We start from the raw sequence: 20,932 nt of genomic DNA, 5'->3' as shown, positions 1-20,932 counted from the left end.
GGTCATGAGCGGCGGCGCCGTTCCCCGGCTGGTGATCGCCGCGCCGTCCTCGGGCGCCGGCAAGACGACGGTGGCGACGGGTCTGATGGCGGCCTTCGCCGAGGCCGGTCTCGCGGTGTCGCCGCACAAGGTGGGGCCCGACTACATCGATCCCGGCTACCACGCGTTGGCCACCGGCCGCCCCGGTCGCAATCTGGACGCCTTCCTGTGCGGTCCGGAGCAGATCGCCCCGCTGTTCCTGCACGGGGCGGCGGGCGCGGACCTGGCGTTGGTCGAGGGCGTGATGGGGCTGTTCGACGGTGCGTCCGGAAGGGGCGAGCTGGCGTCGACCGCACAGGTGGCGAAGGTGCTGCGGGCGCCGGTGGTGCTGGTGGTGGACGCCTCGTCGCAGTCCCGGTCGGTGGCGGCGCTGGTGCACGGCTTCGCGTCGTGGGACCCGGAGGTGCGGCTGGCCGGGGTGATCCTCAACAAGGTCGGTTCGCCGCGGCACGAGGAACTCCTGCGGGACGCCATGGACTCCTCGGGGGTGCCGGTGCTCGGGGCGCTGCACCGTACCGAGCAGGCCCGGACGCCGTCCCGGCACCTGGGGCTGGTGCCGGTCGCCGAACGCCGGGCGGAGGCCCTGGAGTCGGTGCGGGCGCTGGCCGCGCGGGTGCGCGAGGGCTGCGACCTCCAGGCGCTGTTGGCGTTGGCGCGCAACGTGCCGGAGCTGCCGGACCGGCCGTGGGATCCGGGCGCGGCGGTGCCGGCGCCCGCCGCGGGGGCCGGGCGTCCGGTGGTGGCGGTGGCCGGCGGGCCGGCGTTCACCTTCTCGTACGCCGAACACGTCGAGCTGCTGACCGCGGCCGGCGCCGAGGTGGTGCCGTTCGATCCGCTGCGGGACGAGCGGCTGCCGGACGGCACCCGGGGGCTGGTCATCGGCGGCGGCTTCCCGGAGGTGTACGCGCCGGAACTGTCGGCGAACGCGCCGCTGCGGGCGGCGGTGGCGGAGCTGGCCGCGTCCGGGGCGCCGGTCTCCGCGGAGTGCGCCGGGCTGCTCTACCTCGCCCGGTCGCTCGACGGGAAGCCGATGTGCGGGGTGTTGCCGGCCGACGGCCGGATGACGGAGCGGCTCACGCTCGGCTACCGGGAGGCGGTGGCGCTGAGCGACAACGCGCTGGCCGTGGCCGGGACCCGGGTGCGGGGTCACGAGTTCCACCGGACGGTGCTGGAGCCGGGCGCGGGGGCGTCCCCGGCGTGGGGGGTCACGCATCCCCGGCGCGCGGTGGAGGGCTTCGTCGCGGGCGGGGTGCACGCCTCGTACCTGCACGTGCACTGGGCGGCGGAACCGGCGCTGGCCGGGCGGCTGGTGGCGGGGGCGGCGCGCGGCGCGGTGCCGGCCGCGGGCGGCGCACGGTGACCGTCGGGCTCGGCGCCGCCGGTGTGCGCGCCGTGGCGGTCTCCCCGGATCGCGGCCCGGTGCCGTCCGGACGGGGAGCCGTCGCCCCGTGAACGGCGCACGCCCGGCCGGCGCGCCGCAGCGGCCGGACGGGGGCGTGGTCGCCGGTGTGGGGGCCCGTCGAGGAGTGCGCGCGGAGGACGTGGTGGCGCTGGTCGGTGCCGCGCTGGCGGCGGCCGGCCGGGCGCCGGCCGCGCTGGTGGCGCTGGCCACCGTCGACGCCAAGGCGGCCGAGCCCGGGGTGCGGGACGCCGCGCGGCGGCTGGGGGTTCCCCTGCGGGCGTTCCCGGCTGCCGAGTTGGCGGTGGTGCGGGTGCCGGCGCCGTCGGCGGCGGCCCGGGACGCGGTGGGTACCCCGAGCGTCGCGGAGGCGGCCGCGCTGGTGGCCGCGGGGCCGGGTGCCCGTCTGGTGCTCGGCAAGCGGGTGTCGGCGCCGGCCGGGCGGCCGGGCACGGCGACCTGTGCCCTGGCTGCCCCCACCACCCAGGACACTTGGGACACTTGGGCCATTACCCGTGGTACGGCGGGCGCGGCCGAGGGGTCCCCAGGCGCTGCCGCTATCGTCGTCCCCTCCCCCGTCCCGTCGGTGCACGCACCCGGCTGCACCGGACCGGCGGGCGGCGGAGGTCCGCGGCGGCCACCGCGAACAGGAACTTCCCGGCACCAAGGAGACGTTGTGACCATCCGTCCCGCACTGCTCATCGCCGGTCACGGCACCCGTCACGAAGGGGCGGCCGACGCCCTGCGCACGCTGGTGCGGGTGCTCGGCGAGCGGCATCCCGAGGTGCCGGTCGCCGGTGGCTTCTTCGGCGCCCCGGCGTCCCCGCTGCCGCTGTCCGGCGCGGTCGACGCGTTGGTCGCACAGGGCGCGACCCGGCTGGTCGTGGTGCCGCTGCTGATGGCGCCCACCGGGCCCATACGGGAGACGCTGCCGGAGGCGGTGGCGCGGGCGGTCGCGGCGCACCCCGGCGTCCGCGCGGTCTGCGAGCCCGAACTGGGCCCGGACCCGCGGCTGCTGGCGGCCCTGGAGCGACGGCTCGACGAGGCGCTGGGCGGCGGTGCGCGGCGGCCCGAGGACCGGGACCGCACCACGGTGCTGCTGGTGGGGCGGGGCGCGGCCGATCCGCACGCCAACGCCGAAGTGGTCCGGGCCGCCCGGCTGTTGTGGGAGGGACGGGGCTTCGCGGGCGTGGAGACCGCGTTCGTGACGCTGGCGGCGCCGGACGTGCCGGCCGGACTGGACCGGTGCCGGGTGCTGGCCGCGGCGGCGCCGCAGCAGGGACAGCGGCAGAGGCAGGGGCAGGTGCAGGGGCACCGGATCGTGGTGCTGCCGTACTTCTTCTTCGCCGGTGACCTGCTGGAGCGGCTGCGGATGCAGACCGAGGGCTGGGCGGCGGCGCACCCGGGCGCCGAGGTGCTGGGTGCCGAACCGATCGGGGCGGCGGCGGAGTTGGCCGAGGTGGTCGTGGCCCGCTACCGGGCGGCGGTGGCGGACGGGGCGGCGTTCGCCGGCCGGGCCGCGGAGGACGCCCGACCGGCCGGCGACGCGCTGCCCGGAACCGCCCTGAGCGCCGCGTCCGCCGGGGGCCCGGCATGACCGGGCCGGCACTGTCCGCGCCCCGCACCGGCCCCGGCACGGAAGAGGTCGACCTGCGGCACCACGGCGATGCGGAGGTGCGCGGCGCCGATCTGACGGATCTGGCGGTCAACGTCCGGGCGGGCACTCCCCCGGCCTGGCTGAAGGCCGAGATCGCCGCGTCGCTGGACGGGCTGGCGGCGTATCCGGACGGCCGGGCGGCCCGTCGGGCGGTCGCCGTCCGGCACGGTCTCCCGGAGCGTCGGGTGCTGTTGACGGCCGGTGCCGCGGAGGCGTTCGTGCTGCTGGCGCGGGCGGTCCGGGCGCGGCGGCCGGTGGTGGTGCATCCGCAGTTCACCGAGCCGGAGGCGGCGCTGCGGGACGCCGGGTACGCGGTCGGGCGGGTGCTGCTGGCGGAGCGGGACGGCTTCCGGCTGGATCCGGCGGCGGTGCCGGACGACGCGGACCTGGTGGTGGTGGGCAATCCCACCAACCCGACCTCGGTGCTGCACCCGGCGGACGCGGTGGCGTCGTTGGCCCGGCCGGGCCGGACCGTGGTGGTGGACGAGGCGTTCATGGACGCGGTGCCCGGGGAGCGGGAGTCGCTGGCCGGGCGGGTCGGTGTACTGCCGGGGCTGGTGGTGCTGCGCAGCCTGACCAAGACCTGGGGGCTGGCGGGGCTGCGGATCGGCTACGTGCTGGCGGACGAGGGGACGGTGGCGGAGCTGGAGCGGGCCCAGCCGCTGTGGCCGGTCTCCTCGCCGGCGTTGGCCGCCGCCGAGGCGTGCTGTGCGCCGGCGGCGCTGGCGGAGGCGGCCGCGGCGGCCGAGGAGATCGCCGCGGACCGGGCCCATCTGCTGGCCCGGCTGGGCGCGTTCCCCGAGGTGACGGTGGCCGGTCCGGCGGCGGGGCCGTTCGTGCTGGTCCGGTTGCCCGGGGCGGCGGCGGTCCGGGCCGGGCTGCGCGCCCGCGGCTTCGCGGTGCGCCGCGGCGACACCTTCCCGGGCCTGGGCCCGCAGTGGCTGCGGTTCGCCGTCCGGGACCGGGCGACCACCGACCGGTTCGCGGCCGCCCTGGCGGACGTGCTCGGCGACGCGCCGCGGTAGCGGAGGGCCTGGCGCCGCGCCGTACCGCGACGCTGCCCCGCCGGGCCGGTGCACCGGCCCGGCGGGGAGGGCGGGTGCGTCGCGCGGGCCCGCGCGACGCACCGTCCGCACCCGCCTGCGGCGTCCCCACGGCGCCGGGTGGCGGGCACGCTCCCCTGCCGTTCGGGCAAGGGGAGGTTTCGTCAGCCGCGGGCGTGCGACGCGGCGTTGCGGCGGCGGGCGTGAATCAGGGCCCCGGCGCCGCCGGCGACCAACAGGGCCGCACCACCGGCGAGGTACGGGGTGGCGGAGCTGCCGCCGGTCTCCGCGAGGTGCTGCTCGGTGGCCGGGTGGACGCCGCCGCTGCCGGAGTTCACCTGCGTGCCGGTGCCGGGGTGGCTGCCGGTGCCGGGGTGGCCGGCGGGCGGGGTGCCGGGCGGGGTGGTGCAGCTGGCCTGGGCCAGGGTGACCTCGCCGTGCACCTCCGCCACGTTGAGCTTCAGCGGGTTGACGGAGACCCGCAGGCGGAGGGCGGTGGCGGCGGCGCCCGCCGAGGTGGTGCTCTTCTGCGAGAGGTCGAGCCGGACGTCGCCGACCCCCGGGACCTTGACCTTGGTGGTCCCGCCGGCGCGGAGCCCGACCCGCTTGCCCAGCACCTCGACGTCGCCGAGCACCTGGGCCTCGGCCCGCGGCCGTTGCCCGGCCTGGCAGAGCGCGCGAGCGGTGACCTGGTGGACCCGGGCCAGCGGCACCGACACGAGGCCGGGCAGTTGGACCGTGGCGCCCACGAGGTTGGCGTAGCCCTCGGTGGTCCGCCCGTCGGCGGTGGCGCGGGCGGTGGCGACGTCGGCGCGCAGCAGGCTGACCGGCCGCCCGCCGTCGATGCCGTCCAGGCGGACGGTGAGCGCGGTCTTGTCGGCCGAGGCCGGGGCGTGGACCTCGTTGAGGACGGCCCGGACGGGGACGTTCAGGGTCTTGTCGAGCAGGCCGACGTCGAGGGCGGTGCGCAGCACCACCGCCCCCGAAGTGCCGTGGCCGCGGCCGTCGTTGCCGTTGGCGTGCGCGGCGGGTGCGGCGGCGAGGACGACGACGGGACCGGCGGTCAGGACGGCGGCGGCGAGGGCGGCACCGAGCCGGCCTCTGGTGCCGGTGGCGCCGGCGGAACTGGTGGACACGTGTGTGGAACCCCCACAGGAGAGATGGAGCCGCCGACCGCGCCAATGGGGGACATCACGCGGACCGACGGCCTCGACCCGCACATCGTGTACGCACTGAGGGTGAACGGGCAGCCACGCGAGGTCAGTTCACCCCAAAGGGTGGTTTCCGTGCCTTTATTCGATTGCTTCCGGCTCGTCCGTCTCGGCGAGCACCCCACGCCACAGCCGCACCAGGCCAGAACGGTCCGGTACGGCCGACGGCACGCCGCACGGTGAGCGCGATCAGCGCATCAGGGCGCCGCCGTTGACGTCGTAGGTGGCGCCGGTGACGAACGTCTCCTGGGAGGCGAGGAAGACGGCGACCCGGGCGACCTCCTCGGGGGTGGCGATCCGTCCCATCGGCACCTGGGCGGTGAGTTCGGCGAGCGCCTCCGGGGCGATCGAGCGGACCATCGGGGTGTCGATCATGGCCGGGGCGACCGCGTTCACCGTGACGCCGTACGGAGCGAGTTCGGCCGCGAAGACCCGGGTGAGGGCGATCAGCCCGGCCTTGCTGGTGCCGTACGCGGCGCCGGTGGGGCGGGGCGTCTGGCCGGCGACGGAGGCCATGTTGACGATCCGCCCGAAGCCGCGCTCGCGCATGTCGGCACCGACCGCGCGGGTCAGCAGGAAGACCGCGCGGAGGTTGACCGCGAAGACCTCGTCCCACTCCTCGGGGGTGATCTCCCACAGCGTCCGGGCGAGCGGCCGGGCGGCGTTGTTGATCAGCACGTCGACCGGGCGCCAGGCCCGGACGTCGTCGTAGGCGGCGGTGAGGGCGTCCACGTCACGCAGGTCGACGCGGACCGGCCGGATCCGTTCCCCGGCGGGGTCGAGCCGCTCGGCGAGGGCGCGGTTGGCCTCCTCGTCGACGTCCAGCGCGGCCACGTGGGCGCCCTCGGCATGGCAGGCGCGGACCAGGGCGGCGCCGAGCCCCTGGGCGCTGCCGGTGATCAGGACGGTCCGGCCGTCGAGTCCGGTGTCGAGCACGGTGGTCCCCCTCAGGCCGTGGCGAAGAAGAGCGGGCGGCCGACGCGGGCCTCGATGCGCAGGTAGCGCCAGAGCCGCCCGTCGCCGACCGGGGTGTCGCGGACGATGCCGCACACCGCTGCGACGGTGTCCAGGTCGGGGACGTCGGCGAGGACGTAGGAGGTCCACGGCCAGGCGGTGGTGGCGCCGACCATCAGCTGGTCGTCGTCCAGGGTGCCGAGCACGGTGACGCCGAAGCGCGCGCCGAGCCGGTCGAAGGCCGGCGGGATCGCGGCGGCCACGGCGGCGCGCCGGTCGTCGTCGGCGGCGAAGAAGTCCTGGGTCACGCCGATGCAGAACAGCGTGCGCAGCGGGCCCGCGGAGGACGGGTCCCCGGTGGGGGCGGCTGCGGGGGCGGAGGGGGGTGCCGGGTCGGCGGTGGTCATCGCGGAGCCTCGCGGGAGCGTCGGTGCCGACGGGCGGGCCCGGCCGTGGATGGTGTCGGGCGCCGTCGCCGTCGGTGAATAATTAGAGGATCGTCAACACATTGACGATCACCGACCGTATCACTCGTTTAGAGAGTTCTCGAACAATGCCTCGTACGGACCCGGGCGGCGCCCCCGGCACGGACCCCAGCGCCACCTCCGCGCCGGCCGACCCCGACCAGCCCGAGACCGCGCGCATCCAGCTCGGGGACCTGCTCCAGGCGTTCAGCGACCCGCTGCGGCGACGGATCGTGCGCCGGCTCGCCACCCAGGGCGAGGCGGGCTGCGGGGACATCGAACTGCCGGTGACCCGGGCCACCGGCAGCTACCACTTCCGGATCCTGCGGACGGCGGGCTGGACGCACACCCGCCGCGCCGGCCGCGAGCGGTACATCTCGCTGCGCCGCACCGACCTCGAAACCCGCTTCCCCGGCCTGGTGGACGCGCTGCTGCGGGCCGACGCGGCGGAGCGGGACACCCCGGCGGAGCCCGCGGCGTCCGGCGCGTGAGCCGCCCGGCGCGGCCCGCGGCGACTCAGCCGACGATCCGGCCGCGCAGCACCACCAGGCGGGGCGCCGCCAGCACCCGGACGTCGGCCCGCGGATCGGTCTCGAAGACGACCAGGTCGGCCGGGGCGCCTTCGGTCAGGCCGGGGCGGCCCAGCCAGGTGCGGGCGCCCCAGGTCGTCGCCGAGAGGGCGGCCTCGACGGGCAGCCCGGCCTTCATCAGCTCGGCCACCTCGTCGGCGACCAGGCCGTGCGGCAGCGAGCCGCCGGCGTCGGTGCCGGCGAAGATCGGCACCCCCGCGTCGTAGGCGGCCCGCACCGTGTCGTAGCGCCGCTCGTGCAGCCGGCGCATGTGCGCGGACCAGCGCGGGAACTTCGCCTCGCCACCGTCGGCGAGCTGCGGGAAGGTCGCGATGTTGACCAGGGTGGGGACGATGGCGACCTGCCGCTCGGCGAAGAGCGGGATGGTGTCCTCGGTCAGGCCGGTGGCGTGCTCGATGCAGTCGATCCCGGCCTCGACCAGCGGGGCGAGGGACTCCTCGGCGAAGCAGTGCGCGGTGACCCGGGCGCCGAGCCGGTGCGCCTCGGCGATGGCCGCGGCCACTTCGCCGGGCGGCCAGCAGGCGGCCAGATCGCCCACCGAACGGTCGATCCAGTCGCCGACGAGCTTGACCCAGCCGTCGCCGCGCCGGGCCTCCTGGGCCACGTAGGCGACCAGGTCCGCCGGCTCGATCTCGTGCGCGTAGTTGCGGATGTAGCGCCGGGTGCGGGCGATGTGCCGGCCGGCGCGGATGATCCGCGGCAGGTCGGGGCGGTCGTCGATCCAGCGGGTGTCCGAGGGCGAACCGGCGTCCCGGATCAGGAGGGTGCCGGCGTCACGGTCGGTGAGCGCCTGCTTCTCACTGGTGGCCGCGTCCACCGGTCCGTGCGCGTCGAGTCCGACGTGGCAGTGGGCGTCGACCAGCCCGGGGAGCACCCACCCCGACACCGTCGTGACATCCCGTGCCACCGAAGGTCGCTCGAACGTCACCCGGCCGTCGATGACCCACAGCTCGTCGCGGACCTCGTCCGACCCGACGAGCACCCTCCCCTTGAGGTGCAGCGCCGCACCTTCACTCATGGACGTCATGCAGGCACTGTATGCGGGGGCCGCGGCGGGCGACCACGGTGCGCCGGGCGCCCGCCGCGGCCCGCCCGGCGGGCGTTTTCGCAACAATCACGCCCCGGTATCCGCGGTATGCGCGCCCCGCCGCTTCGCGTAACACGCCGCGACGCTTCCCGCATCTCTTCGGGGTCTCTTCGGGGTGGAACTCCGGTGACTTCTCGTGTCCGTTTTGGTGAATCGTCCGCGATACCTTCCGGCGACGAATTCCCAATTTCCCAGAAGCCAGCTTCCCGTATTCGTATGCCCGGTTTCTCGAACCTCAAACGCCAAGATTTCGCTAGCGTCGAGTCTCATTATTCAGGCACTTCACGGGAGCGTTACCGAGCTGTGACCGACTACACAACGTGTCCGTTTCGTCCCGAACTTCCGTGACGAATCGTGACAACTTGCCACCGGATCGCGCGCTCGCGCACCCCCGCGTGATAACACACAGACGCCTCCTACGTAACCCAGTCCCGCGATGCAATTTGGTTTTCGGCTGGGTAAATTCAATTGCATGACCGCCGCACAAGCAGACCATGCCGGTGCCCGAAGCGATATCAAGGAAATCCCGGAGGGCTTCAAGCTCGACACCCCCCGGGTGGAGGACGGGGCAGCAATCTGGCGCATCGCCCGCGACTCGAAGGCGCTGGACCTCAACTCCTCCTACAGCTACCTCCTGTGGTGCCGCGACTTCGCCGCCACCTCCGCCGTCGCCCGCGATGCGACCGGCGAGCCAGCCGCGTTCGTCACCGGCTACCTGCGTCCCGACCGCCCGGACACCCTCGTCGTCTGGCAGATCGCCGTCGACGCGGCGCACCGCGGACGGGGCCTGGCCGCCGCACTCCTGGACGGGCTGACCGCCCGCGCCATCGACGAACTGGGCGTCCACAGCGTGGAGACCACCATCACGCCCGACAACGACGCCTCCAACCGACTGTTCGCCTCCTTCGCCGCACGGCACTCAGTGCCGGTCAAGCGCGAGGTGCTGTTCGACGCCGCGCTCTTCCCCGAACAGGGCCACGAGCCGGAAGTCCTGCACCTCATAGGCCCGTTCGAGACGCCGCCCGGCAGCAACCGCTGACCCGGGCCGCGCGCACGGCGCCGCCCCCAGACTTCTCCCTCCCGCACTCATCTCCCAGGAGCATGCTGTGACCATCACCCAGCCCGATCTGAGCGTCTTCGAAACCGTCGAGTCGGAGGTGCGCAGCTACTGCCGTGGCTGGCCCACCGTCTTCGACCGCGCGCAGGGCAGCCGCCTGACCGACGAGGACGGCCACACCTACCTGGACTTCTTCGCCGGCGCCGGCTCGCTCAACTACGGGCACAACAACCCGGTCCTCAAACGCGCCCTGATCGACTACATCGAGCGGGACGGCATCACCCACGGGCTGGACATGTCCACCACGGCCAAACGGGCCTTCCTGGAGTCGTTCCAGAACATCATCCTGCGGCCGCGCGACCTGCAGTACAAGGTCATGTTCCCGGGCCCGACGGGCGCCAACTCGGTCGAGGCCGCACTCAAACTGGCCCGCAAGGTCAAGGGGCGGGAGTCGATCGTCTCCTTCACCAACGCCTTCCACGGCATGTCGCTGGGTGCGCTCGCGGTCACCGGCAACTCCATGAAGCGGGCCGGCGCCGGCATCCCGCTGGTGCACGGCACCCCGATGCCGTTCGACAACTACCTGGACGGCCAGACGCCGGACTTCCTGTGGTTCGAGCGGCTGCTGGAGGACCAGGGCTCGGGCCTGAACAAGCCCGCCGCGGTGATCGTGGAGACCGTGCAGGGCGAGGGCGGCATCAACGTCGCCCGCGCCGATTGGCTGCGCGCCCTGGCCGCCCTCTGCGAACGCCAGGACATGCTGCTGATCGTCGACGACATCCAGATGGGCTGCGGCCGCACCGGCGCCTTCTTCTCGTTCGAGGAGGCGGGCATCGTGCCGGACATCGTCACCGTCTCCAAGTCCATCAGCGGCTACGGGCTCCCGCTGGCCCTGACCCTGTTCAAGCCGGAGCTGGACATCTGGGAGCCCGGCGAGCACAACGGCACCTTCCGCGGCAACAACCCGGCCTTCGTCACCGCGGCCGCCGCCCTGGACACGTACTGGGCCGACGGCCAGATGGAGAAGCAGACGCTGGGCCGCGGCGAGATCGTCGAGGGGCACCTGAAGGCCATCGTCGCCGAGCACCCGGGCGCCTTCGCCGAGTACCGCGGCCGCGGTCTGGTCTGGGGCCTGGAGTGCACCGACAAGGAGCTCGCCAACAAGATCGCCAAGCGCGCCTTCGAGCTGGGGCTCCTCATCGAGACCTCCGGCCCGCAGAGCGAGGTCGTCAAACTGCTGCCCGCACTGACGACCACCCCCGAGGAGCTGGACGAGGGCCTGCGGATCCTCGCCCGCGCGGTGCGCGACTGCGCCTGACCGCACCCGTCGTCCGACGCTCCTCACCGTTCCACAGAAAGGCATCCAACGCACCATGATCGTCCGCTCGTTCAAGGACATCGAAGGCACCGACCGCCACGTCAAGGCCAAGTCCGGCACGTGGGAGAGCAAGCGCATCGTGCTCGCCAAGGAGCGGGTCGGCTTCTCGCTCCACGAGACCGTCCTCTACGCCGGCACCGAGACGTCGATGTGGTACGCCAACCACATCGAGGCCGTGGTCTGCACGGAGGGCGTGGCCGAGCTGACCAATGACGAGACCGGCGAGAAGCACCTCATCACGCCCGGCGTGATGTACCTGCTCAACGGCCACGAGAAGCACACCATGCGGATCAAGGAGGACTTCCGCTGCCTGTGCGTCTTCAACCCGCCGGTCACCGGTCGTGAGGACCACGACGAGAACGGCGTCTACCCGCTGCTCACCGAGCCCGAACCCGAGGCGAGCTGAGCGCGGACACCGGACCGTCCACCGTCCGGCGTCACCGTGACGCAGTGAGATTCCGTACGAGAGGAGAGGAAGGCACCACCATGACCACCGCACCCGAGCGCACCGCCGACCTGTACCCGACCCGTGGGACCTCAGAGGTCATCACCCCGCGGCAGGACCCGGTGGTGTGGTCGCAGCCCGGCGCGGCGGGCCCCTTCGCCGCGTCCGAGCTGAGCGACTTCGACCGTGACGGCTTCTTCGCCATGCCGGAGCTGCTCACCGCGGGCGAGGTCGCGGTGTACCGCGCCGAGCTGGACCGGCTGGTGCACGACCCGGCGACGCGCGCGGACCCGCGCTCGATCGTCGAGCCGCAGTCGCAGGACGTCCGCTCGGTCTTCGAAGTGCACCGGATCAGCGACGTGTTCGCACGGCTGGTCTCCGATCCGCGCGTGGTGGGCCGGGCCCGCCAGATCCTCGGCTCGGACGTCTACGTTCACCAGTCGCGGATCAACGTCAAGCCCGGGTTCGGTGCCTCCGGCTTCTACTGGCACTCGGACTTCGAGACCTGGCACGCCGAGGACGGCCTGCCGCACATGCGCACGGTGTCGGTGTCGATCGCGCTGACCGAGAACTACGACACCAACGGCGGCTTGATGATCATGCCGGGGTCGCACCGGCACTTCGTCGGGTGCGAGGGCGCCACCCCGAAGGACAACTACAAGAAGTCGCTGCAGATGCAGGACGCGGGCACGCCGTCCGACGGGACGCTGACGACGCTGGCGGACCGGCACGGCATCCGGCTGTTCACCGGCAAGGCCGGCTCGGCGACGTGGTTCGACTGCAACGCCATGCACGGCTCCGGCGACAACATCACGCCCTACCCGCGCAGCAACGTCTTCATCGTCTTCAACAGCATGGAGAACACCGCCGTGGAGCCGTTCGCGGCGCCGGTCAGGCGCCCGGAGTACATCGGGGCGCGGGCCCCGTTCGCACCGGTCAAGTAGGAAACCGTCGGCCCGCCCGCCCCGGCGGCAGGCGGCCCCCGGACGGCGGACGGCCGCCGCACAGTCCCCTCGTGGCACTGTGCGGCGGCCGTCCGCGTTGAGCCGGTCGACGCGAACCTTCGAACTGACGTGACGTCAGTTATCGTCCAGAGCCGGGTAGTCCAGGTAGCCGTGGTCGTCGCCGCCGTAGAAGCTGGACCGCTCCGGGACGTTGAACGGGCCGCCGGCCGCCAGGCGGCGGGGCAGGTCGGGGTTGGCGATGAACAGCGCGCCGTACGCCAGCAGATCGGCGTCGCCCTGCTCGACGAGCGACAGCTCCTCGGGGCCGGTGGGGCGACCGACGGTGGCCGGGTTGAGCAGGAACGGGCCGTCGAACCGCTTCCGCAGCCGGGCCAGCAGCTGAAGGTCGTGGACGTCGCAGGTGTGCAGGTAGGCCAGGCCGAGCGGGGAGACGGCGTCCAGCAGCGCGGTGTAGGTGGCCTCCGGCTCGGGCTCGGCGATGTCGTTGAACGGGTTGCCGGGCGAGAGCCGCAGACCGGTGCGGTGCGCGCCGACCGCCTCGGCGACCGCCTTGACCACCTCGATGGCGAACCGGGCGCGGGCCGCGTCGGAGCCGCCCCACGCGTCGGTGCGCAGGTTGGCGTTGGGGGCCAGGAACTGGTGGACGAGGTAGCCGTTGGCGCCGTGGATCTCCACCCCGTCGAAGCCGGCCTCGATGGCGTTGCGGGCCGCGGCCGCGAACCCGTCGACGGTCGCGCGGATCTCCTCGTCGGTCAGCTCGCGCGGGGTGACGAAGTCCGTCGGACCGTTCTGGGTGAAGCCCTGGCCGGCCGCCCGGACCGCGGACGGGCCGACCGGCTCCAGTCCGTCGGGCAGCAGCACCGGGTGGCCGATCCGGCCGCCGTGCCACAACTGGGCGAAGATCCGACCGCCGGCCGCGTGGACGGAGTCGGTGACCCGGCGCCAGCCCGCGACCTGCTCGGCGGTGTGCAGACCCGGCGTGAGCGGGTAGCCGCGCCCGACCACCTCGGTCTGGGTGGCCTCGGTGACGATCAGGCCGGCCGACGCCCGCTGGGTGTAGTACGTGACCATCGAGGGGGTGGGAACGCCCGCCTCGGTGGCGCGGTTGCGGGTCATCGGCGCCATCACGATGCGGTTGGCGAGCGGGATGCCGGCGAGTTCTATGGGGTCGAACGCGGTGGTCACTGGCGGCCTCTCAGCTGGGGGGACACGGGGCGCCAACTCACCTGTTCGAGCTGCCGCCTTGGCCATTAGATCAGCCTCCGCATCCCCGGCCACGCCCCCCTGGCCTGCAAAAACACCACGGCAACGGGGACAATCGAGGCGTTACGAAACCAACAGTTCGAGCGCCCGGTCGACGTCCGCGCGGGAGTTGTAGAGGTGGAACGCCGCCCGGAGCAGCCCGCCGCGGACCGCGACCCGCACCCCGGCCGCGGCCAGCCGCGGTTCGGCGTCCGCCAGCCCGGGGGTGGAGACGATCGCGGAGCCGGGCGCGGCCCGCGGGGTGAAGCCGGCCGCCACCAGCCCCGCCCGGTACTGCTCGGCGAGCGCCACGTCGTGCGCGTGGATGGTCGCCAGCCCGATCTCCGCGAGCAGCCCGAGGGAGTGCTCGGCGCCCACGTAGGCGTAGTGGGCGTGCGGTTCGTCGTAGCGGCGGGCGGTCGGCGCCGGCCGGTCGATGGGGCCGTAGTTCGACTCCCCCGGGTCCTCGCCCGCGACCCATCCGGCGTGCGCCGGCACCGGCCATCCGGGGCCGCCCAACTCGCCGCGCTCGCCGCCGAAGACGGTGAACGTCGTCCCCTTCGGACACAGCAGCCACTTGTAGGCGCCGCACACCGCGTAGTCGAAGTCGGCGAGCGGCACCGGCAACCAGCCCGCCGCCTGCGTGACGTCGACGTAGGTCAGCGCCCCGTGCGCCCGGGCGGCGTCCCGGACGGCGGCCAGGTCGGCGATCCGGCCGTCCTGGGGGTGCACCGCGCTGAGCGCGACCAGTGCGGTCCGGGGGCGCACCGCCTCGGCGAGCGCCTCCCGCGGCACCGCCCGCACCGTGCAGCCGCCGTGCGCCATCAGCGGGTTCACCAACGAGCTGAAGTCCCCCTCGGTGACCAGCACTTCGCTGCCGGCCGGCAGCGACGCGGCGACGAACGCCGAGCGGACCGCGACCGAACTGCCCACCGCCACCCGCTCCGCCTCCACCCCCATCAGCCGCGCGAACGCCCCGCGCGCCCGGTCCGCCGTCCCGAGGTAGTCGCGCCCCATCGTCCCGTGCGACGCCGACTCCGCCAGCGCGTCCCGCACCGCGGCGGCGGTCCGCGCGGGCAGCAGCCCGCTCGACGCCGAGTTCAGGTAGACCGTCTCGGGCGCGAACTCGTCCCCGCCCAGTGCCGTGTGTCGCTGCATGGCCCCCACTCTGGTCGGTCACGGGTCCGGCGTCCACGGGGCGCCGGACCCGCCGCAGCTGTTCCGGCCGGCTCACGCCCCCGGAACGGCGCAGCCCCCGTCCCCGCAGACGTCCGCGTCGCCGGCGGCCAGCACCTGGACGGCGGAGTCGGCGTGCGCCCGCTGCAGCGCCTGGTGGAAGACGTCCACCGGCTGGGCGCCCGAGATGCCGTAGCGGCGGTCGATGACGAAGAAGGGGACGCCGGTGGCGCCCAGCTCGGCGGCGGTGCGCTCGTCGGCGCGGACCTCGGCGGCGTAGGCGTCCGGATCGGCGAGGACCCGGGCGGCCTCGTCGGCGGGCAGGCCGGCCTCGACCGCGATCCCGGTCAGCACCGCCGGGTCGCCGAGCTGTCGGGCCTCGGCGAAGTTGGCGTGGTACAGGGCGGTGAGCAGGGCGTCCTGCACCCCGTGGGCCTTGGCCAGGTGGAGCAGGCGGTGCAGGTCGAAGGTGTTGCCGTGGATGCGGTCCGAGCGGTAGCCGAGCCCCTCACCGGCGGCGGCCTCGGCGACCCGGGCCTCCATCTCCTCGGCCTGGGCCCGGCTGACGCCGTACTTCGACGCCAGCATGTCGAGGATCGGCACGTCGGTGGCGGGCGGGGCGTCCCGGTCCAGCTCGAAGGAACGGTGGACGACCTCGACGTCCGCCCGGTGGGCGAAGGCCGCCAGGCCGGCCTCGAACCGGGCCTTGCCGATGTAGCACCAGGGGCAGGCGATGTCCGACCAGATTTCGACGCGCATGGGGGTGACTTTCCTCGGGGGGACCGGTCGGCGACCGGTCGGGGTACGGAGCGGTGCAACGCGGCGGCGGGCGCGGTTATTCCGGAGGTGGGCGGCATGCGGGAGTTCACGGTGCCCTCGGCGGTACCGTCCCGGTATGGGCACGCCAGCACCGCACGGCACCGACGGGTTCTGGGAGACGACCGGGGCCGCCAAGACCTTCACCCACCCGATCGATCCCGCGCTGCTGGCGGAGTTCGTGCCGCGCACCGCGCGGGTGCTGGACTACGGCTGCGGGTACGGGCGGCTCACCGCGGAGCTGGTGGGGCTGGGATACGGGGCGGTGCGCGGGGTGGACCGGTCGGCGGCGCTGATCGCCCGCGGGCGGCAGGCGCATCCGGGGCTGGCGCTGCTGCGGTGGTCGGGGTTCCCGCTGCCGTTCGCGGACGGCGGCTTCGACGCGGCGCTGCTGTTCGCGGTGCTCACCTGCGTCCCCGACGACGCCGACCAGCGGGCGATCGTCGGGGAGCTGGCGCGGCTGGTGCGGCCGGGCGGGGTGCTGTACGTGAGTGACGTGCCGTTGCAGGACGACCCGTTCAACCGCGCGCGCTACGAGCGGTTCGCGGCGCGGTTCGGGACGTACGGGGTGTTCCAGATGCCGGACGGCGGGGTGTTCCGGCACCATCCGCCCCCGTGGCTGCGGGGGCTGCTGCGGGCGGCCGGGTTCGCGGTGCTGCGGGAGTGCCGCACGGTGGTGCCGACGCCGGACGGCCGCACCGCCGAGCGGCTCCAGCTCATGACGCGGCGGGAGCCTGCGGTGGCGGGGCCAGCGCCAGGGTGAGCGCGAGGTGGGTGGCGTCGGGGGCCGGTCGGCGGTCCGGGTCGGGGCACCAGCCGAGGCGGGCGTAGAAGGTGCGGGCGCGGTGGTTGTGCCAGAGCACGTCGAGGACGGCCCGGGAGTGGCCGGCGGCGCGCCAGGCGTGCAGGCAGGCGGCGTGCAGGGCGCGGCCCACGCCGGTGCCCCAGTGGGCCGGGTCGACGTGCAGTTGGTGGAGCGTGACGGCGGGGCGGGCCGGGTCGGTGGCGTGCGGGAGGTAGGAGGCGGCGCCGACGACGGCGTCGTGCCGGACGGCGCACAGGGTCGGGGCGTCCTCGCGGTGCAGCACCCGGTCCCAGGTGTCCCGGCAGCGGGCGTGTTCGGCGGGGGCGTCGAAGGGCGCGTCCGGCACCCGGGCCCGGAGGTAGGCGGCGCGGGCTGCGGTGTGCAGGGCGGCGATCGGCTCCAGGTCGGCGGCGGTGGCGGGGCGGACCTGCGGGGCGGTGGGGGTCATCGGTGGGCCTACGCCCCTGCCGCACGGCCGCCGGGCGGGTCGGCGGTCGGGTGCTCGGGCCGGTCGTCGACGCGGCGCGGCAGCCCCAGCGGGTTGTCGTCGCGCAGTTCGGGCGGCAGGAGGGCCGGCGGGGTGTCCTGGTAGGCCACCGGGCGGAGCCAGCGCTCGACGGCGGTGGCGCCGACGGAGGTGGCGGTGGAGGTGGTGGCCGGGTAGGGGCCGCCGTGGTGCTGGGCGGGGGCGACCGCGACGCCGGTGGGCCAGCCGTTGACCACGACCCGGCCGGCGAGCGGGGTGAGGGCGGCGAGCAGCCGGGCGCCGCGGCCCGCGGGGTCGGTGCCGGCGCTTTCTGCGGTGGACAGGTGCAGGGTCGCGGAGAGGGTGCCGGGGACGCGGGCGAGGACGGCGGCGGCCTCGTCCTCGTCGGCGTACCGGGCGAGGACGGTGAGGGGGCCGAAGCACTCCTCCAGGAGGAGGTCGTGCGGGCCGCTGGTGGCGAGGCGGCCGGCGGGGACGGTGAGCACGGTGGCGCTGACGGTGTGCCCGCCGTCCTCGACGACGGGCGCCAACGGTGCCCGCACGTCGGCGAGTCGGCTGCGGTCGTGCACTCCGGCGTGGAAGGCGTCGCGCATCCGGTGGTCGAGCATGGCGCTCGGCCCGGTGGCGCCGGCGGCCGCGGTGAGGGCGGCCAGCAGGCGGTCGCCGGCCGCGCCCTCGGGCACCAGGACCAGTCCCGGCTTGACGCAGAACTGTCCGGTGCCCAGCGTCATCGAGCCGGCCAGCCCCGTGCCGATCGCGTCGGCGCGTTCGACGGCCGCGGCCGCGGTGACCACCACCGGGTTGAGGCTGCCCAGTTCGCCGTGGAAGGGGATCGGGTGCGGGCGGGCCGCGGCGGCGTCGTGCAGGGCGCGGCCGCCGCGGACGGAGCCGGTGAAGCCGGCGGCGGCGACCAGCGGGTGGCGGACCAGGTCGAGCCCGGCCTGGAAGCCGTGCACCAGCACCACGACGTCCGCGGGCAGGCCGGTCTCGGTGGCGGCGCGGCGCAGCAGGGTGGCGCATCGCTCGGCGGTGGCCGGGTGGTCGGGGTGGGCCTTGACGACGACCGGGCAGCCGGCCGCGAGGGCGCTGGCGGTGTCGCCGCCGGGCACGGAGAACGCGAGCGGGAAGTTGCTGGCGCCGTAGACCGCGACCACGCCCAGCGGGATCTTGTAGCGGCGCAGGTCGGGGCGGGGCGGGGTGAGGCCGGGGTCGGGGCGGTCGATCCGGACGTCGAGGAAGCCGCCCTCGTCGACGAGGTCCGCGAAGGACCTCAACTGGTAGGCGGTGCGGGCGAGTTCGCCGGTGAGGCGGGGCGCTCCGAGGGCGGTCTCGGCGTCCGCGGTGGCGACGAGCCGCGCGTCGTCGGCTTCGAGGAGGGCGGCGGCACGGCGCAGCAGGGCGGCCCGTCGGTCGCGGTCGGCGAGGGCGTGGCGGGTGGCGTGCGCGGCGCGGACCGCGGCGTCCACCGCGTCGGCTGTGGCCTCCACCGCAACCCGCTCCCGACGCTTCCCGGTTCGGGGGTCGACGCTCCAGACTGGTGCTGCCACCGGCGCTGCTCCCGCTGCTGTCATCGTGCGTTCCTCCCGGGCGATGTCGTGGCCGCGCGAACCCTTGCCGCACACGGGATGGCGTTCTATATGCTGAACGCTGTCCCAGATGATGAATACCTGGGACTCTATGGCTGTCCGAACAGAGGGGTCAAGGGCGATGTCAGCTGCCGAGGCCGGTGGGGCGCAGGTCAAGTCCGCGGTGCGCACGGTGGAGTTGCTCGAATTCTTCGCGGGCCGCCCCGGCATGCACAGCCTCGCCTCCGTGCAAGAGGCCGTCGGGTATCCCAAGTCCAGCCTCTACATGCTGCTGCGCACCCTGGTCGACCTCGGCTGGGTGGAGACCGACGCCACCGGCACCCGCTACGGCATCGGCGTCCGCGCCCTGCTGGTCGGCACCTCGTACATCGACGGCGACGAGGTGGTGGCCGCCGCCCGGCCGACCCTGGACCGGCTCTCCGACGACACCACCGAGACCATCCACCTCGCCCGGCTCGACGGCGTCAACGTCGTCTACCTCGCCACCCGCCAGTCGCAGCACTACCTGCGCCCGTTCACCCGGGTCGGCCGCCGGCTGCCCGCGCACTCCACCTCGCTGGGCAAGGCGCTGCTCGCCACGTACACCGACGACCAGGTGCGGGCGATGCTGCCGCCGACGCTGGCCGCGCTGACCGAGCACACCACCACCGACCGGGAGCGGCTGATCGGGGAGCTGCACACGGTCCGCGAGCAGGGCTTCGCGGTCGACCGCGAGGAGAACACCGTCGGCCTGCGCTGCTTCGGCGTGGCGATCCCCTACCGCACCCCGGCCCGGGACGCGATCAGCTGCTCGGTGCCGGTGGCCCGGCTGACCCCCGCCCACGAGCAGACGATCAAGGACGCGCTGTTCGACGCCCGGGACCGGCTGACGCTGGCGACGCGCCGGCTCTGACCCCGGCGGCCGGGCGGGGGACCGGGGCCGACGGCCCCGGACGGAGCAGCGGACCGGGCCCACTCACCCGTTCTCCGTAGGCCAGCAGGACCGCCGGACCGCCGCGGGCTTATCTCGTGGGAGGAGGCGCGGAACTCCACCGACTTCCCCAGTGGCACACCTGTGTCACGGCCGCGCTTCGCGGAGGTTGTTCCCATGCGTTCCACCCGACTGCTCACCGGTGCCGCGCTGTCCGTCGCCACCCTGGGTCTGGCCGCCACCGCGGCGCACGCCGGCGACTTCGGCACCATCGAGGTCTCACCGGGCATGGCCAAGGCCGGTTCCACGGTCTCCCTCTCCACCATGGGGTGCGGGAGCAGCCGCTCGGCGAGTGTGGACGCCGCCGCCCTCGGCGGCGGCACGGTCACCTTCGCCCCGGGCTCCGCCAAGGGCTCCCTGGTGGGGAAGGTGATGGTCAAGTCCGGTACGAAGCCAGGCAATTACGGGATCGGCGGCAAGTGTGCCGACGGCAAGGAGCTCACCGGCACGGTCCGGATCGGCACCCAGGACGCGTCCGCCGACCCGAGCATGAGCCCCGGCGCGAGCGGCAGTCCCAGCATGAGCATGAGCCCCGGCATGGGCCACGGCAGCGCCGGTCCGAGCATGCCCGCCAAGGAGCACTCCGCGATGCCCGCACCGGGCAGCACCGGTCCCTCCATGCCGCCCAAGGGCAAGATGAAGACCGGTGAGGGCTCCACCAGCGAGGACGGCATCGACACCAAGGAGGTCGCCGCGGGCGCCGGTGTGGTGTTGGTGGCCGCGGCCACCGGGGTCTGGCTGGTCCGCCGTCGCCGGCACGGCGGCCGGTACTGACCCGGCCCTCCGTTCCCGGTCGGCATGCCGCCCGACGGCCCCCCACGGCCCGGTTTCCCGCCGCCACCGTCCGGTGACGGCGGGAGCGCCGGGCGCAGGGAGCGCCGGGCCCGGACGGGCAGGGCGCAGACGGGCGGGGCGCGGACGGGCAGGGCGCGGACGGGCAGGGCGCGGACGGGCAGGGCGCGGCTGGCCGGTGTGCTGGCCGCCGCCGGCGCCCTCGCCGGGTGTGCGGTCGGCGGTTGGCTGATCGCCAGCGGCACCCGGGACACCGCGCCGCCCCAGCCGTCCGCCGCGCAGGGCTTCCCGAGCGCCGGAGCGCGCGCGGGGCGGGCGGCCGTGGCGCCCCTGCCGGCCGCGGAACCGCTGCGGGTGGCCGTGCCGTCGTTGCGCATCGACGCGCCGTTGACCCGACTGGGGTTGGCCCGGGACGGCAGCCTGGCCGCGCCGCCGGAGAACAACCGGAACCTGGCGGGCTGGTACGCCGAGGGCACCCCGCCCGGCGTCACCGGCACCGCCCTGATCGCCGGGCACGTGGACACCCGCGCGGGCCCCGCCGTCTTCTACCGCCTGGGGGCCCTGAAGAGGGGGCACACCGTGCGGATCCTGCGGGCGGACGGGCGGACCGCGGTGTTCACCGTCGACGCGGTGGAGGTGTACGACGGCCGGCACTTCCCGGACGAGAAGGTCTACGGCGAGGCCGCCCGCCCCGAGCTCCGCCTGATCACCTGCGGCGGCGGCTTCAGTCGGACCCGGCAGGAGTACCTGGGCAACGTCGTGGTGTTCG

General features: G+C 74.7%; 20 protein-coding genes and 2 pseudogenes. 13 read left to right on the top strand and 9 right to left on the bottom strand.

Annotated features, from left to right (window positions below):
* Positions 1-4 precede the first annotated feature (4 nt).
* The 4 genes and pseudogenes from ACLJT4_RS35815 to cobC all read left to right on the top strand — a co-directional run bounded on the left by ACLJT4_RS35815 (position 5) and on the right by cobC (position 4,120).
* A complete protein-coding gene (locus tag ACLJT4_RS35815) occupies positions 5-1,399 on the top strand; it encodes a cobyrinate a,c-diamide synthase (RefSeq protein ID WP_411128935.1) in 1,395 nt (464 codons plus the stop codon).
* A gap of 88 nt (positions 1,400-1,487) precedes the next feature.
* Positions 1,488-1,898: pseudogene (locus ACLJT4_RS35810) on the top strand (cobalamin biosynthesis protein); the annotation flags it as partial.
* Positions 1,899-2,114: 216 nt separating this feature from the next.
* The gene (locus ACLJT4_RS35805) at positions 2,115-3,035 is read left to right on the top strand and encodes a sirohydrochlorin chelatase (RefSeq protein ID WP_411129034.1); all 921 of its coding nucleotides are present in this window, start codon (positions 2,115-2,117) and stop codon (positions 3,033-3,035) included.
* The gene (cobC, locus tag ACLJT4_RS35800; protein ID WP_411128933.1) at positions 3,032-4,120 is read left to right on the top strand and encodes an Rv2231c family pyridoxal phosphate-dependent protein CobC; all 1,089 of its coding nucleotides are present in this window, start codon (positions 3,032-3,034) and stop codon (positions 4,118-4,120) included. Before ACLJT4_RS35805 ends, cobC begins: the two co-directional genes overlap by 4 nt.
* Before the next feature lie 182 nt (positions 4,121-4,302).
* On the opposite strand, the gene ACLJT4_RS35795 is transcribed toward cobC, so the two are convergent.
* The 3 genes from ACLJT4_RS35795 to ACLJT4_RS35785 all read right to left on the bottom strand — a co-directional run bounded on the left by ACLJT4_RS35795 (position 4,303) and on the right by ACLJT4_RS35785 (position 6,710).
* Positions 4,303-5,274 carry an SCO1860 family LAETG-anchored protein gene (locus ACLJT4_RS35795; RefSeq protein ID WP_411128931.1) on the bottom strand — a complete coding sequence of 324 codons (972 nt, stop codon included), beginning with the start codon at positions 5,272-5,274 and terminating at the stop codon, positions 4,303-4,305.
* A 264-nt stretch (positions 5,275-5,538) separates the two neighbouring features.
* The gene (locus tag ACLJT4_RS35790) at positions 5,539-6,285 is read right to left on the bottom strand and encodes an SDR family NAD(P)-dependent oxidoreductase (RefSeq protein WP_411128929.1); all 747 of its coding nucleotides are present in this window, start codon (positions 6,283-6,285) and stop codon (positions 5,539-5,541) included.
* A gap of 11 nt (positions 6,286-6,296) precedes the next feature.
* On the bottom strand, positions 6,297-6,710 hold the full coding sequence (locus ACLJT4_RS35785; protein ID WP_233658265.1) for a hypothetical protein: 414 nt from the start codon (positions 6,708-6,710) through the stop codon (positions 6,297-6,299).
* Between the two features lie 146 nt (positions 6,711-6,856).
* On the opposite strand from ACLJT4_RS35785, the gene ACLJT4_RS35780 reads away from it, so the two are divergent.
* The gene (locus ACLJT4_RS35780; RefSeq protein ID WP_411128927.1) at positions 6,857-7,258 is read left to right on the top strand and encodes an ArsR/SmtB family transcription factor; all 402 of its coding nucleotides are present in this window, start codon (positions 6,857-6,859) and stop codon (positions 7,256-7,258) included.
* 25 nt (positions 7,259-7,283) lie between these two features.
* On the opposite strand, the gene ACLJT4_RS35775 is transcribed toward ACLJT4_RS35780, so the two are convergent.
* On the bottom strand, positions 7,284-8,375 hold the full coding sequence (locus ACLJT4_RS35775) for an amidohydrolase family protein (RefSeq protein ID WP_411129032.1): 1,092 nt from the start codon (positions 8,373-8,375) through the stop codon (positions 7,284-7,286).
* Positions 8,376-8,916: 541 nt separating this feature from the next.
* On the opposite strand from ACLJT4_RS35775, the gene ectA reads away from it, so the two are divergent.
* The 4 genes from ectA to thpD all read left to right on the top strand — a co-directional run bounded on the left by ectA (position 8,917) and on the right by thpD (position 12,268).
* A complete protein-coding gene (ectA, locus tag ACLJT4_RS35770; protein ID WP_411128925.1) occupies positions 8,917-9,483 on the top strand; it encodes a diaminobutyrate acetyltransferase in 567 nt (188 codons plus the stop codon).
* 67 nt (positions 9,484-9,550) lie between these two features.
* Positions 9,551-10,819, top strand: a complete 1,269-nt coding sequence (gene ectB, locus ACLJT4_RS35765; protein WP_411128923.1) for a diaminobutyrate--2-oxoglutarate transaminase — start codon at positions 9,551-9,553, stop codon at positions 10,817-10,819.
* Between the two features lie 55 nt (positions 10,820-10,874).
* Complete coding sequence (locus ACLJT4_RS35760; protein ID WP_016577186.1) at positions 10,875-11,285, top strand: ectoine synthase; 411 nt, start codon at positions 10,875-10,877, stop codon at positions 11,283-11,285.
* An 80-nt stretch (positions 11,286-11,365) separates the two neighbouring features.
* Entirely contained in the window at positions 11,366-12,268 is a 903-nt protein-coding gene (thpD, locus tag ACLJT4_RS35755) for an ectoine hydroxylase (protein ID WP_411128921.1), read from the top strand.
* Between the two features lie 135 nt (positions 12,269-12,403).
* On the opposite strand, the gene ACLJT4_RS35750 is transcribed toward thpD, so the two are convergent.
* The 3 genes from ACLJT4_RS35750 to ACLJT4_RS35740 form a co-directional block, all read right to left on the bottom strand.
* Complete coding sequence (locus ACLJT4_RS35750; RefSeq protein ID WP_411128919.1) at positions 12,404-13,474, bottom strand: alkene reductase; 1,071 nt, start codon at positions 13,472-13,474, stop codon at positions 12,404-12,406.
* 141 nt (positions 13,475-13,615) lie between these two features.
* Positions 13,616-14,689 carry an aminotransferase class V-fold PLP-dependent enzyme gene (locus ACLJT4_RS35745; protein ID WP_411128917.1) on the bottom strand — a complete coding sequence of 358 codons (1,074 nt, stop codon included), beginning with the start codon at positions 14,687-14,689 and terminating at the stop codon, positions 13,616-13,618.
* A 72-nt stretch (positions 14,690-14,761) separates the two neighbouring features.
* Entirely contained in the window at positions 14,762-15,466 is a 705-nt protein-coding gene (locus ACLJT4_RS35740; RefSeq protein WP_411128915.1) for a DsbA family oxidoreductase, read from the bottom strand.
* A gap of 136 nt (positions 15,467-15,602) precedes the next feature.
* Between ACLJT4_RS35740 and ACLJT4_RS35735 the strand changes: the two genes are divergently transcribed.
* A complete protein-coding gene (locus ACLJT4_RS35735) occupies positions 15,603-16,286 on the top strand; it encodes a class I SAM-dependent methyltransferase (protein ID WP_411128913.1) in 684 nt (227 codons plus the stop codon).
* On the opposite strand, the gene ACLJT4_RS35730 is transcribed toward ACLJT4_RS35735, so the two are convergent.
* Positions 16,240-16,776 carry a GNAT family N-acetyltransferase gene (locus ACLJT4_RS35730; protein ID WP_411128911.1) on the bottom strand — a complete coding sequence of 179 codons (537 nt, stop codon included), beginning with the start codon at positions 16,774-16,776 and terminating at the stop codon, positions 16,240-16,242. The two genes, ACLJT4_RS35735 and ACLJT4_RS35730, sit on opposite strands and share 47 nt — an antisense overlap.
* 8 nt (positions 16,777-16,784) lie before the next feature.
* Entirely contained in the window at positions 16,785-18,386 is a 1,602-nt protein-coding gene (locus ACLJT4_RS35725; RefSeq protein ID WP_411128909.1) for an aldehyde dehydrogenase family protein, read from the bottom strand.
* 136 nt (positions 18,387-18,522) lie between these two features.
* Between ACLJT4_RS35725 and ACLJT4_RS35720 the strand changes: the two genes are divergently transcribed.
* From ACLJT4_RS35720 to ACLJT4_RS35710, 3 genes and pseudogenes are all read left to right on the top strand, one after another.
* The gene (locus tag ACLJT4_RS35720; protein ID WP_411128907.1) at positions 18,523-19,293 is read left to right on the top strand and encodes an IclR family transcriptional regulator; all 771 of its coding nucleotides are present in this window, start codon (positions 18,523-18,525) and stop codon (positions 19,291-19,293) included.
* A gap of 195 nt (positions 19,294-19,488) precedes the next feature.
* Positions 19,489-20,145: a hypothetical protein gene (locus tag ACLJT4_RS35715; RefSeq protein WP_411128905.1), complete on the top strand. Its 657-nt coding sequence runs from the start codon at positions 19,489-19,491 to the stop codon at positions 20,143-20,145.
* 24 nt (positions 20,146-20,169) lie between these two features.
* Positions 20,170-20,931 (top strand): annotated as a pseudogene (locus ACLJT4_RS35710) (class F sortase); the annotation flags it as partial.
* Position 20,932 lies beyond the last annotated feature (1 nt).

Source organism: Streptomyces sp. x-19 (genome assembly GCF_046549115.1).
Taxonomy (GTDB): domain Bacteria; phylum Actinomycetota; class Actinomycetes; order Streptomycetales; family Streptomycetaceae; genus Streptomyces; species Streptomyces albulus_C.
Note: the sequence above shows the minus strand (reverse complement) of the source record. Positions and strands in the feature narration are given on the sequence as shown.

Bases quoted from the DNA above. Each gene is read 5' to 3' on its own strand.
- ACLJT4_RS35725 (WP_411128909.1), bottom strand. From the start codon at position 18,386: ATGACAGCAGCGGGAGCAGCGCCGGTGGCAGCACCAGTCTGGAGCGTC.
- ACLJT4_RS35780 (WP_411128927.1), top strand. From the start codon at position 6,857: ATGCCTCGTACGGACCCGGGCGGCGCCCCCGGCACGGACCCCAGCGCC.
- ectA (WP_411128925.1), top strand. From the start codon at position 8,917: ATGACCGCCGCACAAGCAGACCATGCCGGTGCCCGAAGCGATATCAAG.
- ACLJT4_RS35785 (WP_233658265.1), bottom strand. From the start codon at position 6,710: ATGACCACCGCCGACCCGGCACCCCCCTCCGCCCCCGCAGCCGCCCCC.
- ACLJT4_RS35715 (WP_411128905.1), top strand. From the start codon at position 19,489: ATGCGTTCCACCCGACTGCTCACCGGTGCCGCGCTGTCCGTCGCCACC.
- ACLJT4_RS35720 (WP_411128907.1), top strand. From the start codon at position 18,523: ATGTCAGCTGCCGAGGCCGGTGGGGCGCAGGTCAAGTCCGCGGTGCGC.
- ACLJT4_RS35730 (WP_411128911.1), bottom strand. From the start codon at position 16,776: ATGACCCCCACCGCCCCGCAGGTCCGCCCCGCCACCGCCGCCGACCTG.
- ACLJT4_RS35745 (WP_411128917.1), bottom strand. From the start codon at position 14,689: ATGCAGCGACACACGGCACTGGGCGGGGACGAGTTCGCGCCCGAGACG.
- thpD (WP_411128921.1), top strand. From the start codon at position 11,366: ATGACCACCGCACCCGAGCGCACCGCCGACCTGTACCCGACCCGTGGG.
- ACLJT4_RS35735 (WP_411128913.1), top strand. From the start codon at position 15,603: ATGGGCACGCCAGCACCGCACGGCACCGACGGGTTCTGGGAGACGACC.
- ACLJT4_RS35775 (WP_411129032.1), bottom strand. From the start codon at position 8,375: ATGAGTGAAGGTGCGGCGCTGCACCTCAAGGGGAGGGTGCTCGTCGGG.
- ACLJT4_RS35740 (WP_411128915.1), bottom strand. From the start codon at position 15,466: ATGCGCGTCGAAATCTGGTCGGACATCGCCTGCCCCTGGTGCTACATC.
- ACLJT4_RS35760 (WP_016577186.1), top strand. From the start codon at position 10,875: ATGATCGTCCGCTCGTTCAAGGACATCGAAGGCACCGACCGCCACGTC.
- cobC (WP_411128933.1), top strand. From the start codon at position 3,032: ATGACCGGGCCGGCACTGTCCGCGCCCCGCACCGGCCCCGGCACGGAA.
- ACLJT4_RS35815 (WP_411128935.1), top strand. From the start codon at position 5: ATGAGCGGCGGCGCCGTTCCCCGGCTGGTGATCGCCGCGCCGTCCTCG.